Source organism: Flavobacterium sp. N2038, assembly GCF_025947185.1.
GTDB lineage: Bacteria > Bacteroidota > Bacteroidia > Flavobacteriales > Flavobacteriaceae > Flavobacterium.
Genome location: NZ_CP110001.1, coordinates 2,368,818 through 2,383,331 on the forward strand (window position 1 = coordinate 2,368,818; position 14,514 = coordinate 2,383,331).

The 14,514-nt window shown below is 32.2% G+C and carries 15 protein-coding genes; all 15 read left to right on the forward strand.

Features of this window, described 5'->3' with window-relative positions; genetic code table 11:
* Nucleotides 1–5 precede the first annotated feature (5 nt).
* Nucleotides 6–968, forward strand: a complete 963-nt coding sequence (locus tag OLM51_RS10670) for a hypothetical protein (RefSeq protein WP_264550607.1) — start codon at nucleotides 6–8, stop codon at nucleotides 966–968.
* 82 nt (nucleotides 969–1,050) lie between these two features.
* On the forward strand, nucleotides 1,051–1,464 hold the full coding sequence (locus tag OLM51_RS10675) for a hypothetical protein (RefSeq protein ID WP_264550608.1): 414 nt from the start codon (nucleotides 1,051–1,053) through the stop codon (nucleotides 1,462–1,464).
* Nucleotides 1,465–1,495: 31 nt separating this feature from the next.
* Complete coding sequence (locus tag OLM51_RS10680; RefSeq protein ID WP_264550609.1) at nucleotides 1,496–1,789, forward strand: hypothetical protein; 294 nt, start codon at nucleotides 1,496–1,498, stop codon at nucleotides 1,787–1,789.
* A 6-nt stretch (nucleotides 1,790–1,795) separates the two neighbouring features.
* Entirely contained in the window at nucleotides 1,796–2,794 is a 999-nt protein-coding gene (locus OLM51_RS10685) for a hypothetical protein (protein WP_264550610.1), read from the forward strand.
* A 131-nt stretch (nucleotides 2,795–2,925) separates the two neighbouring features.
* Entirely contained in the window at nucleotides 2,926–3,411 is a 486-nt protein-coding gene (locus OLM51_RS10690; protein ID WP_264550611.1) for a hypothetical protein, read from the forward strand.
* A gap of 33 nt (nucleotides 3,412–3,444) precedes the next feature.
* Nucleotides 3,445–4,476, forward strand: a complete 1,032-nt coding sequence (locus OLM51_RS10695) for an oxidoreductase (RefSeq protein ID WP_264550612.1) — start codon at nucleotides 3,445–3,447, stop codon at nucleotides 4,474–4,476.
* Between the two features lie 71 nt (nucleotides 4,477–4,547).
* On the forward strand, nucleotides 4,548–5,411 hold the full coding sequence (locus OLM51_RS10700; RefSeq protein WP_264550613.1) for a hypothetical protein: 864 nt from the start codon (nucleotides 4,548–4,550) through the stop codon (nucleotides 5,409–5,411).
* Between the two features lie 137 nt (nucleotides 5,412–5,548).
* Nucleotides 5,549–6,310, forward strand: a complete 762-nt coding sequence (locus tag OLM51_RS10705) for a hypothetical protein (protein WP_264550614.1) — start codon at nucleotides 5,549–5,551, stop codon at nucleotides 6,308–6,310.
* 183 nt (nucleotides 6,311–6,493) lie between these two features.
* Nucleotides 6,494–7,072, forward strand: a complete 579-nt coding sequence (gene pnuC, locus OLM51_RS10710) for a nicotinamide riboside transporter PnuC (protein WP_264550615.1) — start codon at nucleotides 6,494–6,496, stop codon at nucleotides 7,070–7,072.
* On the forward strand, nucleotides 7,041–8,054 hold the full coding sequence (locus OLM51_RS10715; protein ID WP_264550616.1) for an AAA family ATPase: 1,014 nt from the start codon (nucleotides 7,041–7,043) through the stop codon (nucleotides 8,052–8,054). Before pnuC ends, OLM51_RS10715 begins: the two co-directional genes overlap by 32 nt.
* 24 nt (nucleotides 8,055–8,078) lie before the next feature.
* Nucleotides 8,079–9,671 (forward strand): AAA family ATPase, encoded by a 1,593-nt coding sequence (locus OLM51_RS10720; protein WP_264550617.1) that lies wholly within the window; start codon nucleotides 8,079–8,081, stop codon nucleotides 9,669–9,671.
* A complete protein-coding gene (locus OLM51_RS10725; RefSeq protein WP_264550618.1) occupies nucleotides 9,659–10,630 on the forward strand; it encodes a hypothetical protein in 972 nt (323 codons plus the stop codon). The genes OLM51_RS10720 and OLM51_RS10725 overlap by 13 nt, the downstream gene beginning before the upstream one ends.
* Entirely contained in the window at nucleotides 10,623–12,386 is a 1,764-nt protein-coding gene (locus OLM51_RS10730; RefSeq protein WP_264550619.1) for a hypothetical protein, read from the forward strand. Before OLM51_RS10725 ends, OLM51_RS10730 begins: the two co-directional genes overlap by 8 nt.
* Entirely contained in the window at nucleotides 12,379–12,960 is a 582-nt protein-coding gene (locus OLM51_RS10735; protein WP_264550620.1) for a hypothetical protein, read from the forward strand. Before OLM51_RS10730 ends, OLM51_RS10735 begins: the two co-directional genes overlap by 8 nt.
* Nucleotides 12,947–14,302, forward strand: coding sequence for an AMP-binding protein (locus OLM51_RS10740; RefSeq protein WP_264550621.1), 1,356 nt, complete (start codon nucleotides 12,947–12,949; stop codon nucleotides 14,300–14,302). The genes OLM51_RS10735 and OLM51_RS10740 overlap by 14 nt, the downstream gene beginning before the upstream one ends.
* Nucleotides 14,303–14,514 lie beyond the last annotated feature (212 nt).

Here is a 14,514-nt window from a genome sequence, read left to right on the forward strand (position 1 = left end):
TAGTGATGAAAAATATTTTGATTTTTATGCTTTTAGCATCCTTATTCAGATGTAATTCTCAGGAAAACCCTAAACCATTAATTATTTCAGAAGTTTATTCTCCTTCAGAAAAAGAGAAACTTTCGACAGATGCATATGAAGTGTTCAGAACTAATAAATTTTTAAATTTTAAGAATAAAGATATTCTTATTGAAAAAATTAATGGTTCTGTTTACAAGAAAACCGATCTGAATAACTTTTTCGGGTATAAGAAAGATTGGGAAAAAATTCAGAAGGAAGATACGACTTCATACACAAAGAAAGAACGTGCAAAATATGTGTATAAAGATCATACAATGATTGAAACTGATTTTGAATTTGGAAGTTATGAGGTTCGGAAAGAAATAAAAACCGTTTACAACCCGAAATGTTTTGTATTACTGTACGAGAAGAAATATTTCGTAGGGGAAAATTATAATCGTACCGAAAGCATTATTAACGAATATGATAATCAAAACAGAGTTATCAAAATCATAAAACGTACAGAACACAGCAGAAAAGAAGATAGTAAAGAATCAATAATCAGAGTAAAGTATGAAGGAGAAACTGTAACCATTACAAGTGAAAACGGAACTATGGTATGCGAATTAATTAAAGATGAAAACTCGGTTGGTTTTATTTCTAAATTAAGTGCCAATGATACTGCTGCCTTTTTCCAATATGCGATTGCACAGCAGCAAATTGAAACGGCAAAAGAGTATTGCACCGAAAAAATGAAAAATAAGATCGAAAGTAATTTGCCTTTTTATCAAAGCATTATTGACATAAAAGCTTTTGGAGGCAGCGGTAGTTTTGGAGAGAAAGTAACCATTAAAGAAGATTGGGAAATTACATTTAAAGATAAAAAAGGGGAGAAATACGAGGCAGTTTTTACCTTGGTAAAACAAAAAAACGGCTGGAAAATTGATGATTTTGAAATTAACAGATGACAATGATAAAAACTATAATGTTGTTTTGTGTGGATGCAAAGAAAGCTAAGACCATTTTCTAAAAACTAAAAGACAATAATAAATGAAGAAATTAAGTAAAAAAATAGCATTTGCTATCATAGTAGCGACAGCATTCTTATCATTAGTCAGCTTTAAAAGTATTTACCAGACCAAAGATAAATTTGCAGTTAGTACCGATCAGGAAATTACAGGAGTTTATGTTCTGACATCTTGTGAAAATTCGAGATTTAAAATTAAAATCGAAAAGAAAGCGGGAGCGTATTTGTTTTTAATTTTTGATAAGAATAAAATAATTTCAAAAGGGAAACTTAAAACGGAAAAAAGTGATGATGTTATCTATCTCAGCTTTGGAAAAATGGGAGGGATGTACAGCACAAATAAAATTCAAATTCAGAATTATGGAAACTCAATGAATGAATATGAACATTTTACACAATGCGACGAAAAATATTTATCATTTGTAAAATCAAAATAAGGAAATTTTTAAATCGAAACACATTTCATCAATGAGAAGCAATCCCATCATTACGGTTATCCTGTTGTTTGGCATAGAAATACTATTATATATTTATATAGAGTACACCAATTTGATCGTACCATCGTCTGAATATGCAGGTTTACTGATGCCTTTTTATTGCTTTATGGTTCCTGTAAGTGCACTTGTGATTTTGGCTTTTGTTAAAGACATGGCCTATAAAAAGGAATTTCGAAACTTTTCGATATTTCTTTTGGTTGTTTCAATTATCATATTTGTTGCAGTGTCTTTTTTAACTGCTTTGGGAGGAGCATATCAACATTAAAAGAGTATGAAGACAACAAAATTAGATTATATCAATATTTTTTTAGCTGTAATTTTAGGATTATTAGTTATCCTCAATTTCGCGGTAAGATTTAAAAATAAAGAACAGAATAAGATGCTTTGGAATGCAGAAATTCATAGTTCAGCAGAAGATTCTTTATCAGGAAATTTAAATACTATAAAAATTATAGATGCCGTTTTTTATAATAATTTCAACCATTCCACACACGGTATTGATTCCGAATCAAAGCAGTTAACAAGTGCTAAAAGCGAAAATTCTGTTTATTTCAAAATCTGGGAGAAAGAACTTTTGCCCGATTCTTTAAGTTTGAAATATTTCTCCATAGATGAACGTAAATTTTATGTGCTCACAACTCCGCTTCTATACAAAAAAATGGAAGATTGGGTTAAAGGAAAGAATGATGCTCCTAATTTAATTTTAGAAATACGACCGAAAGGTAAAATCCTTTTGAAAATAATTCAAGGTGAAAAAGAAAATGCTCAGCCCCAGCTTTTAGAAACATTTACTGCAAAAGAAACTACTGGAGATTTAGATATGCTGGTTTATGAAAAATCTTTAGGAGGAAAGTACAATCGTTATGAAAGTATTGAGAGTATCACCGATTATTCAGACTTACTTCAAAATCAATACAAATGGTCTCTGAAGATTGAAAAAGAAGAACAAGACGTACTAATAAGTGTTTATGTCTATTCTTTTAAAAATGATAAAATAGAAATCTTAAAAGATGATGGCATAGCCGCAGTTCGAAATATTCCGGAAACATTTTACATTTATTGGAAAAATAAAAATAAGAATAAATATGATATCCAATATGAATTGAGTCCAATTGAAGTTTTGAGTGCTTTTAGAAAACTAAATGCAACCAACGTATCAGACTCCATAACCCTGACATTAAAACTACATAAAAAGGCCTATGCTAAATGCGAAATTTCTAAAAACGGTATCGTCATTCCTTTAAAAGATTTATATCCTGAGAAACCATAAAGTACGTTGGGTAACTATAAAATGAAAATGCCACTTCGTACAACAAGTACTTTTGTGAAAGAACGGGTTTAGATTTAAGTTGAATTATTTTGCATAAGAAACACTGAAAGAGATTTATAAGACTAAAATTAATGAAACAAATAGCTCAAAATAAAACAACTCCGGTTTTAAAGAAAAGGTTATTCATTGGGCTAATACTTTTTACTATTACTTTTATAGAATTTTGCTGGTCCGTGGGAGATTTTCCCGAAAGAATATCAAGAGGGTATTTAGATTGCACTGTTAGTGAAAGTGTTTATTTAATGTCACTGCAGATAGCCGTTTTCTTAACAATAGTATTTCTATTGCTTTCTCTCATTAAAAAGATATACTTAAAAAGCACTATCAAACAGATACTTTTAATTTCGATCTGGGGTTTCTTGAATTACATTGTTTTTATTGATAGTGAATCACCATGGAGTACTTATTATTTTGAGGAAGAATTTCTCTATACGATCTCATTTTCTATCGTGCCCGTTTTAGTTTTAGCGATTGCTGTAATAGTATCGATTAATTATATTTCAAGAATAAAAAAACATAACAATAAAAACATATCTTTAAAAAAGCCATTTGTATAAATATCATCTTAAAAACCAAAAATAGAATTAGAAATGAAAATAACCCGCCTTGTATCTGCTGTCTTAGTACTAATGCTTTTTGCCTGCAATAAAAAAGAGAATGCTAAAAATGCTCAATTGAGTTCAGTCGAAAATAGGAGAGCCGAAACCGATTCAATACAAAAAGGAGAAGTAGAAACGCACAAAAAAGGAAGCATTAATTTGTTTACTTTAATTCCAAAAGACAGTAGTGATGTTGCTTTTGTTTCCCTTTCGGATATTTATCCTATAAATGATGAAAAGGACACACTTACTTTGCCTAACATAGAAAAACTAGGAAAATACAATGCTCAGTATTTTACTTTTGATAAAAACTACAGAAAAAGATTTTTATCTAAAACCAATATATCCGAAACCGATTCTGTTTTTGTATTCGATTATGCTAAGAATAAATTGGCTTCGTTTGCTGTGAAAAACCTAAAAACCGCTGCAATGTTAAATGGATATTCTTCAGAAGAAGATTGGCCTTATCATAGCTATGATTTTATGATTGGATTTGAAATCAACAAGAAAAACTTAAATGGATTCAGCGAATATTTTAGAGATGCATTAGTTTATATTGGTAAAGAAAATCCATTTTCAAAAGAAGGTTTAAAACCAATTGTCTGGAAAAAAATTGCCAGTAAAGAATATCCATCAAAACCAATGAAAAATGAAGATCGTACTTTGTTAAAAAATGCAGTAATGGGTAATACATATTTATTTAAAACAGAAATTCACCTATATTTTTTGCAAGACTATTTGGATGATAATAAAGTAATTTATGCCAGACGTCTTTTAGTAACCAATTCTAAAACTAAAGATATCATACTTGAAAAACTTTACAGTCAAGGCGAAGGTACTTCTCCCGCTCCTTTGAATTATGAAGAGGGGCAGGATGCAATTAATCAATGGACAGGAAAACTATTTAAAAATAAACCAGCTGTAGTTTTTGGTTTTGAATATATTTCTTTTGGATGTCCGGGAATTTCAATTATTGATAAATCAAATGAAGAGATTTTTCTTCAATGTGACAATCGTCATTAATTAGCATGAATCTAAATGAAAAAACAATTACGAAGATAGTCGGTATTTTTATACTAATACTGAGTTTAACAATGATCTTTTTTGATATCAAAAGCGGATATAAATCATTCAGTTTATATATAATTCCTATTGTTTTTGTTATCGTTTCAATAGTAATTATTCTAAAAGAAAATATTTTAAAATGGTTTGATGGAAAAAGGATGATAAAACCAAGGAGATGGATAATGGAACATTCCCGTTTAGTTTTTTTTATTTTGCCACTTTCAATATTTTCAATAATAGGGTTTTTAGTGCTGTTTTTTGCTATTAAATTAAAATGGAATGTTGATTTATTTGGCTGGATCACAGTTTCTTTATTTGCCTTTTTTCTATTAATCTTAATGTATGGTTTTATATTCGGATTTTCAATTTCCGAAAAACAACAAAAACAAATTGAGGAAAGACAAAACAGATTGTTTTCTGATGATAAAGGAATTACAATTGAAATGCCTCTATTTGGCAAGGATTGTTTTATAAGCTGGCAATCAATTGAGGCTGTTATTTATTATAATTATATTGTTAGTAGTGATTTTACAGAGCATTATGTAGGTTATAAGTTCTATTTGAATACAATACCTATATATACAAAATACGAAAAACAGTGGTGGTTAAATAAACTATTTCAAAAAGATGCTCAAAGCAAAATAATTGATGTTACTAATGAAACAAAGTCTTTTTTGGAAATACCAAAAATGCTAGAAAAATATTTAAACACAAAAGCAGATCTTAATTTTAAAGATCCGATGAGAGGAACATTAATTTCAAGTGAAACTTATAATAGCAAGAATAAAATAACAACGATCGAAAAATGGAAACCAGGTAATTTTACAGATAAACAAATTATTTTTGACAAATTCAATAGAAACCTGGATGAGATTGAAAAAAACTACCGCTAACAAGAAGCCTGCCTCAGACAGATTGAAAGGCAAGCTCAGGAGGAGTTTTTCAATTCTTTTTTTATAACATCTATATCAAATGGGTAAACGAATAAAAACTAACTGTGCATTGATTAGTTAAGTAATACAAACAAAATATGAAGAAAAAAATAGTTGCAGTTTTGATATTTCTAATGATCATAACAAACACTTATGCAGGCTGGTACGAATGTTTTAGCTATAAAGGCAAAATTGATAAATACCCCATTTCCCTGTCTTTTCAAATTAAAGATGGCTATTTTGGCGAAAAAAAGAAAAAGGATTTGAATCTTATCGGAGTTTATAAATATGATAACTACAATAATCCAATTAGACTTGAGGGAACAATTGATTTTAAAAAGAATAAAGTCTTATTGTATGAAATAAGTAATGGAAAATATACCGCTACATTTGAGTTTGAATTTTCTAAAGAAAAATGTGAGGGAGTTTGGACAAATCTTTCCACAAATAAGAAACTCCCTTTAGAATTAACCAATAGTTCTATTTTAATAGATCAGATAGAAGAAAATAAATTTTGCAATATCGAAATTTTGCAAGCTGCTTCATTAGCAGAGTTTTATTTTGTTGGAGTTTATTCAAAAAAAGAAAATCACGATAAGGCACAAATGGATCGATTGAAAATTATCAGTAAAAAAGATAATACTGTTTTTCAAGTAATCGATTTTTCAAAAATAGAAACCTTAACCGGTAACGTAATAACAATAATTTTTGATAACGTTGAAGTTTTTGATCCTAAGAAAAAAGAGTTTATTGTCTGGAATGATGTTGGAAGAATGGGAGGATATCTGACTATCACATTTAATGTAAAAACAAATAAATTTAAACTGGATCCAAACCCAACAATTGATGGGCCCAATTAATACATGTAATAACGGTCATTTTTAAAAACATAATCTGCATTCTCTTATCTTAATAAAAATGAGAATTAATGGCGAAAATGGGATCGTTTTAAAAAGTTTTTACGGAAAATAATACTAATTAGACAAATGTTATTTGTTATCAATTAAAATTTTAATCCATTATCCTATATTTATACCAATATTATGGATACAACTATAGAGATTTTTGGCGCAATTTTCGGTTTTCTTTCTGTTTACTTTACCATTAAACAAAACATTTGGTGTTGGTTTTTTGGCTTACTTCAGGTAGTACTTTATTGCTTTGTTTTTTTTACATCAAAATTATATTCTGATATGATTTTGCATATTATTTATATATTTCTGCAAGTTTACGGCTGGTACAGTTGGAAGTACGGTGGTTCAAATAAAAGTACATTGCGCATCACATTGCTAACCAATACGGCTTTCTGGATTGGTTTGACCGTTTTATCAACCGCCCTTTTAGGATATGTTATGCAAACAAATACAGATGCCTCTTTTCCTTATGAAGACGCTTTTATCACCATTGCAAGTCTGGTTGCACAATATTTAATGATAAAAAAGATATTAGGTTCCTGGCTATTTTGGATAATAGTCGATGTGGTTGCCATAAGCATCTATTTTTATAAAGACTTATATTTTACAAGCGCCTTATATACGCTTTTCTTAATAATGGCTATAATGGGTTATCTGGAATGGAAAAAAGCATATAATGAAGAATTTGTATATGAAAGACAAGCATAAAGTTGGATTAACATTGGGCAAATTTGCACCTTTTCATAAAGGGCATCAGTTGTTAATTGAAACTGCCATTAAAGAGGTTGATGAATTAATCGTGCTAATTTATGACGACCCTGTAATAAATATTCCTCTGGCAACCCGAGCGGGCTGGATTCGTAAAATATACCCGCAAATTTTGGTCATCGAAGGGGTAAATTCACCTAATGATACGGGTTATACTCCAGAGATTATGAAGATTCAGGAAGATTATGTCCTAAAAGTTCTGGACAATCGTACGATTTCCCATTTTTATTCCAGTGAACCTTACGGTGTTCATATGAGTATTGCACTGAATGCCATTAACAGGCAAGTTGATATTGATCGAAATATCATTCCGATATCTGCTACAAAAATTAGAAACGATTCATTTAAAAATAAGGAATTTATCCATCCTGCAGTTTATACCGATTTGATCACAAAAGTGGTATTACTTGGTGCACCTTCAACCGGTAAAACTACTTTGGCGGAAAAATTAGCCATTCATTTTGATACCCAATGGATGCCTGAATACGGAAGAGAGTATTGGGAGCAATATCAGGTAAACAAAAGATTAACGCTGGAAGATCTTTTAAAAATAGCAGAAACCCATATCGAAAGAGAAGATGATTTGATTCTACAGTCCAATCGGTTTTTGTTTTCTGATACCAATGCCATTACCACCTATTTATTTTCATTAGATTATCATGGAAGCGCCCTTTTGGAGTTGGAGAATTTAGCAAAAGTAGCCGAAAACAGGCATGATATTATCTTTGTATGTGATACGGATATTCCTTATGACGATACCTGGGACCGATCTGGTGATGTGAAAAGAAAAGAATTTCAGGAAAAAATTCTGGAGGATTTAAAGGCTAGAAACCTTAAATATTATATGCTAAAAGGTACTGTTGATGAAAGAATTGATGAGGTGTCAAAAGTATTGTCTGCTGCAGAAAATAGTAAATTTTAAGTAACTTAGAACAAAAATATAGCGATGTCTGATTTAATAAATAAAACAATGGGATTTTTTAAGAAAGTCCCGGAATCACCTACGAATCCGCAAGAAGCCAAAATCAACAAGAAATTTCAAATAGAAGATCTTTATTCAAGCGATATTTCACAAAACGAATCGGGCGGTTCAATTTCTTTAGATGAAAAATTGCGTCAGGCTTATTTCTGGATCACGAATACAGCCATTATAAGTCCGTATTATGATATTGAGTTTAATGATGGTGATGCCAAAAAGTTTTTATTTGGAGACAGTAAAGTTCCGGTTCACTTACCTAGCGATCAAAGCTATTCCAGTTTTGTATTAATGCCGTTACTGAATTTAGCAACAAGAGGTAAGTGTCTTATTGTTGGTGGACCGGGACGCGGAAAAACTGCTACATCTATATTAATGGGTTTACTGGCGGGCTATGATAAGAAAGATGTTATGCGCGCTATTCAGCACGGTCAGCCACAAATGACGATTTCAGATTTATTAGGACATCCGTTACCATCAGATATGGTAAAGGCAGAAAAAACATCAGATATTAGAATTGCCTGGCGAAAATGGTTAGGCATGCGAGTAAAAATTATTGATGAATACAATAGAATTCCTACCAGAACACAATCTGCTTTATTAACTGTTTTAGCAGACAATTATGCAGAAATCTTCGATCAGATTTATGAATGCCCGGAAGGAGCGTGGTATCTCACTGCCAACGATGATGCAGGTGGAGGAACTTATCAGGTTATTGAAGCCCTAAAGGACAGGATTGATATCGTGATCAGAGCTATGCATTTTAATACCCGTTTTGTAGAGGACTTATTGCAGCGTATTGAACTTAATTTTAAACCGGAATCAATAATTCCGGAAGAAATTATTTTTACTGAAGAAGAGCTGTCAACTGTTAATAAACAAATTAGAGGAATTCAAATAGAACCCGGATTACGCAAACGAATCGAGTTTTTTTGTCGTCAGTTTGAGTTTTTTGAACCTGCTTCAAACCGTTTGGAATATATGACCAAAGACACGGCAAAATTGTCAGGTTTAGATATGCGTACTCTTTTTAGAAAAGAAACAGGAAAAGACCCAATTAAAGATTTAGGATCGCAGGCAAAAAACGGTTTATCTGTTAGAAAAATCATGACTTTACTTATGTTTTCTAAAGCATTGGCTTATTTCAGAGGGAATAAAAAAGTAGAATTAGAAGACATCAGGCAAGTTTTGCCATTTGTTTTGCACGATAGTTTAACACCACATTTAGAATCACCATTTTTTGATCAGGCGGGTAATGAAGCCTATAGAGTGGATAGAATTGTGTGGTTACGAAACTTATTTGACTTGTCTTGCAACGAATATCTGAGTCAGGATCTAGATCGTAATGATCCTGTTGATGATTTTGAAGAAGAGTTTAAAAAAGGCCTTGAAAATATCTCTTCAAAAGAAATTGATAATCGACTTTTAAAGATCGAGAAACAACTTCAAAAATGGTCTGAAGAGAAAAAACTATACGGTTACAGAGCCGATGATATTTTAAAATTAAAGTATTTGCATCAACGATATACTAATTACAAAAGATGGCTGCAATGGAAAAAATAAGCTTTCCGGAACTTATTGCAGAACTAAGTGAAAAAAGTACATTGTATAATCAATGGTACAATGAGAACGAAATGAAGTATGGCAGTTTGCCGTCTCATGTCATTGCTTCATGGATGACAGAAGTTGTTGAACCCATTGTGAAAGCGATGGTGGCTGTAAATTCAGCCCCGGAAAAAATTCATGAAGTGGTAAAAGCACTCTATCTGGAATCTCTTAAATTAATTGGAAGCGGACAGGCAATTCGTTATAAAGATGAATACAAAGCAGCCTGGTTGTTAATGATACAAATGCCAAATTTGGTGGTGAAATTTCCGGTAAAAACGATTTCACTATTGAATGATGTGCTTTCGAATTTTCATGTATATGCCCCGGAAAAAATAATAGATTGGTGTGAACTTATCCAAACAAGTGCAACAGCTATTAAAACGATTGACGACTTTAAAATTATAGGGCGTATTTATGCATGGAAGTGCGGTTTGGCACATTTAAGAATTCGTTTGAAAACAGATTACAATGAGCTTTCTGAAAATTTGAAAGAAACGATTGTGAATGCAATAGGTTTTCCAGTAAATACAGCTCATGTTTTTGAAAACCCGTGGACCAATAGCCATACAAAGTTTGAAGGAGTACAGGGAGGTTTTAAAGGTACAATTGGTTTTTTTGAACATCCGCCAAAGTTGGCAGAGATAGAAGGAAATATATTTGTAACAGATTCAAAAAGTAATTATGTGCTTTTTGCAGACCAGTTTGGAAAAGTTTTAATCTCAGCCAATACTGTTGATACATCTTATATTTTATCTCATTCTAAACGATTCGAGACATTAGAAAAATGGATTGGAAAAGAGCATGATAAAATTGACGGAAGTACTATTTCGTCAGTAGTAGCAACAAAAGATACGCTGGTTTTTACGCTTCATAATTCTTATTTTTTATATTTATTTAGTTTTGCAAATGCATAGTCAATCTGAAATAGAGGAAACATTAGCCTTGTGGAAATCAAAATGGCAACAGGCAAAACTGGAATGGAATCCTTTCTTGCGTTTGCAGGAACCTATTTGGTGTTTATCGCATCAGGAAGCAAAAAAAGAAGGACTTACGGGCAGTTTTGCGATGATTCGCTTAACAGACCATCGTATTGTGATTAATTTAGAAGAGATTACAGAACAGGGAATTACCGATTACGCACTCGAAGTATTGGCACACGAAATTGGTCATCATATTTTTGCACCTGCAAATTTATACGACAATGCTATTTTACTGAACAGGATTCGTTTTGCTCTGCCGGGAATAGAGGACAGAGCGCCAATGGTTTCTAATTTATATACTGATTTTTTAATCAATGATAAATTACAGCGCACCAATAAATTAAGACTCTCAGAAGTTTTTAAAGCAATTAATTCAGAGGATAATTTTTCTGAATTGTGGACATTGATGATGCGTACTTATGAATATTTATGGCGTCTAAATCGTGGTGAGTTGGCTATCAATTTATCATTTCATAGTAAAAAGATAGATGCAGATGCTTCATTACTGGCTTCTTTAATCAGAAGTTATTCAAAGAGCTGGATTCACGGCGGAGGCAGATTTGCCGTGATGTTATATCCTTATTTAATGGATGACAAAGCCTTTGAGGATGCACGCAAAAAGATTTTAATTTTATTAGATGCAGAAGATGCCGGAATAGGTGCAATGGATATTTCAGGCATGACCGAACTCGATTTGGAAGGTTATGATGAGGTAATTGATATGCGAAAAGAAGCTATCAGTTCAAAAGAAACGGAAGAGGATAAAAAGAAAAAGAATAGTTTAGGTATAGAAAGAAATAATGCTGGCGGCTTTGGTCCCAGAAATGGTTATATGGGACCGGGAAGTTATATTGATTTAATGAAACAGGTTAATCCAAATGCAGACGAACAACGTTTGGTTAATACCTATTATAAAGAAATTGCTTTGCCTCATCTGATTGATTTTCCTTCTGAAATTTCTGAAAATCTGTCTTTCGATTTACCGGAAGGATTGGAAACCTGGGATATTGGAGATGCGATTGAAGAAGTAGACTGGCTGCAATCGGCAATTTTGTCGCCCCAGCTTATTCCGGGATTAACGACCCAAAAAAGAACATATGGTTCAGATTCTGATCATAATATTTCAAAAAGCCCTTTAAATATTTATCTGGGTATCGATTGCTCGGGCTCTATGATGAATCCCAAACATAATTTTTCATGGCCAGTTCTGGCAGCAACCATTATAGGATTATCTGCATTGCGTGCCGGAGCAGCTGTTATGGGATGTCTTTCCGGCGAGCCTGGAAATTATCTGGAAACAGATGGTTTTATTACAGATGAAACAGATTTATTAACCACATTAACGTCCTATTTAGGGACTGGCTACGCTTACGGAATTGAGCGGTTAAGAAAACCATTTGAAGAGAAACCCAATAAAAAATCACATATTGTAATTGTTACCGACAATGATATATTTAGTATGTTAAATGCAGATACAAAAAAAGAGCAAACACACTGGGAATTGGCCGAAATTGCTTTAAAAAACGCCGGAGGACACGGAACAATGGTTTTGCATTCCCGTCCTGATTATCATAACGATTTAGTGATTCGGTTACAAAAGATGGGCTGGAATATCTACTATGTTACAAATGAACAAGAACTTTTAAGATTTGCATCCGAATTTTCACAACAAAATTATGCCTATGTCTAAATATGATGTTTTTGAGCTTGTAACTCATTTAAGGAAATGTCCGGATGCTTATTTGTTGTCTTCTGACTTTTTTTTAGCAGATGGAATAAATTCGATAGCTTTGGTATACGACACTTATAAGGTTGTCACGAATGATTTTTTAAGAAATGAATTTAAAGTTCCTTCCCATTCTGATTTAAAGTCTGTTGATGATAATCATTGGCGCTCAATTCATATTGCTGCGTGGTTGCTTTCTCACCAGGATTTTATAAACACTCCGGCTATTGAGGATAAATTGTATAATTTTTGGTTTGTAGAATTACCTTTGGCCTCTGAATATGTAAAATTTAACGAATGGATAAGTGATGATGAGCGTGCCGAGGAAATGGTGCGATTGCTGCTAAATTGCTGCGAAATTGTACCTAATGGAGAAAATTATGATGAGGCAGCTGATAAATTATCATCTTTAAGCAGTGCAGAAAGACATAAGGTTTTAAAACAATCATATGAAGCGCATGAACGAATAATGAGTATTAAAAAAGCAATGGCCGAAAAAGCAGCCAGAGAAGCCGCAAATACCTATGGACGCGAGTAGTAATCCACAAATAGCATTAACAGACGAGGAACGTTTTCCGCTGCTTCATGATTTAAGTTTTTTAAATACACTTAAACAAGATGCTCTTGCTCCAAAATTTAATTTTAAAAGTGGCGATCGATTAAATGCTGTTCAGCTTTCAAAAGTTCATTCTCTCAAAAAAAAATATTACAATGAAAGCGTATTTTGGAATGAAGAACAAACTCCGGTTTGGGTAAATGATTATTTAGAATGGTGTCTTGCAACAGTACCTTTTTATCAGAATAAAAAAAGTGATTTCGATTCTTTTCCGACCATTTCCCGAGAAGACATCAGGGATTTTCCGCATTTATTTGTGTCAAATGAAGCAAATTTAAAAGAGTTATTGGTATATCATACTTCAGGATCTACCGGACCAAAGTTAGATGTACTCTTTGACGCAGTTTCTCAGGCGCTCTGGTTGCCACAAATAGAATCTGTTCTCAAAGATTTTGATATTTCTGTAACCGAAGGTAAAGATACAGTAGCGATTGCCTTAATTTGTGCGCAGGAAAAAACGCTAACATATGCTTCTTTATCAACTTATTTGGAAGGTGCGGGAGTATTAAAGATAAATTTAAATCCGTCAGAGTGGAATCAGCCTGATGATGCTAAAAAATACCTGGAGAAATACAATCCACAAATTCTTACCGGCGATCCATTGGCTTTTATGGCGTTGTTGGATTTAAAGCCTCAATTGTTTCCCAAGGCAATGATTTCTTCGGCTATGAAGTTAACGCAAGGAACAAAAAACAAATTAGAAAATTATTTTAAGTGTCCTGTTATAGACCTTTATTCTTTAACAGAATGCCGAAATATAGCATACGCTTCTGAAACGGGTCACAAAGTTATTAGGCCGGATTTATACTTAGAAATTTTTGATGAGTTTAAAGATGTTAAACTTCCTTATGGTGAAAGAGGAGAACTAGTAGTTACAGGAGGCAGCAATCCTTTTCTTCCCTTAATACGATACAGAACAGGAGATTTTTGTAGTTTAAAAATCGAAAATGGAATTCCGTTTTTAGTAGATTTAGAAGCACGAAATCCTGTAGTTTTCTTTACAAAATCAAATCTGAAAATTAATAATATTGATGTTTCTAATCGTTTGTCCCAATTGTCTTTGGCAGGTTTTAGAATGCATCAAAGAAAAGATAAGCTAATTCAGTTCACGGGATATTCTAATGATATTACTGCTGAGGAAATTACAGAAGCAATAAATATAATTTTTAAAAATGATATTGATGTTCTCGTAGATATTCAGAAAATTTCTCAGAATAATATCGCAGATAAAACGAAGTATTCATCTGATTTAATGACTGATTAAGAAGCACTAAAACAGGTAAGCATTTTTATTTAGGATTATGATTATTGCGTTTGATGCGGGAAAAAGAATTGTAAAGTATGTTCGGTTTTAAAAGCAGGGAAAATAGTTTATTTAAAATAAACAGATTTCTTTTTGAAAATGCTTAACCTTTTAATTTTGAGATTGATTTGATTTCAAATTTCTTGGATAGGATCTGAGCATAAAAAAGTCCT

Coding starts and splice junctions, on each gene's coding strand:
- OLM51_RS10700 (WP_264550613.1), top strand. CDS start 4,548: ATGATCTTTTTTGATATCAAAAGCGGATATAAATCATTCAGTTTATAT.
- OLM51_RS10690 (WP_264550611.1), top strand. CDS start 2,926: ATGAAACAAATAGCTCAAAATAAAACAACTCCGGTTTTAAAGAAAAGG.
- OLM51_RS10680 (WP_264550609.1), top strand. CDS start 1,496: ATGAGAAGCAATCCCATCATTACGGTTATCCTGTTGTTTGGCATAGAA.
- OLM51_RS10725 (WP_264550618.1), top strand. CDS start 9,659: ATGGAAAAAATAAGCTTTCCGGAACTTATTGCAGAACTAAGTGAAAAA.
- OLM51_RS10675 (WP_264550608.1), top strand. CDS start 1,051: ATGAAGAAATTAAGTAAAAAAATAGCATTTGCTATCATAGTAGCGACA.
- OLM51_RS10720 (WP_264550617.1), top strand. CDS start 8,079: ATGTCTGATTTAATAAATAAAACAATGGGATTTTTTAAGAAAGTCCCG.
- OLM51_RS10685 (WP_264550610.1), top strand. CDS start 1,796: ATGAAGACAACAAAATTAGATTATATCAATATTTTTTTAGCTGTAATT.
- OLM51_RS10695 (WP_264550612.1), top strand. CDS start 3,445: ATGAAAATAACCCGCCTTGTATCTGCTGTCTTAGTACTAATGCTTTTT.
- OLM51_RS10740 (WP_264550621.1), top strand. CDS start 12,947: ATGGACGCGAGTAGTAATCCACAAATAGCATTAACAGACGAGGAACGT.
- OLM51_RS10730 (WP_264550619.1), top strand. CDS start 10,623: ATGCATAGTCAATCTGAAATAGAGGAAACATTAGCCTTGTGGAAATCA.
- OLM51_RS10735 (WP_264550620.1), top strand. CDS start 12,379: ATGTCTAAATATGATGTTTTTGAGCTTGTAACTCATTTAAGGAAATGT.
- OLM51_RS10715 (WP_264550616.1), top strand. CDS start 7,041: ATGAAGAATTTGTATATGAAAGACAAGCATAAAGTTGGATTAACATTG.
- pnuC (WP_264550615.1), top strand. CDS start 6,494: ATGGATACAACTATAGAGATTTTTGGCGCAATTTTCGGTTTTCTTTCT.
- OLM51_RS10705 (WP_264550614.1), top strand. CDS start 5,549: ATGAAGAAAAAAATAGTTGCAGTTTTGATATTTCTAATGATCATAACA.
- OLM51_RS10670 (WP_264550607.1), top strand. CDS start 6: ATGAAAAATATTTTGATTTTTATGCTTTTAGCATCCTTATTCAGATGT.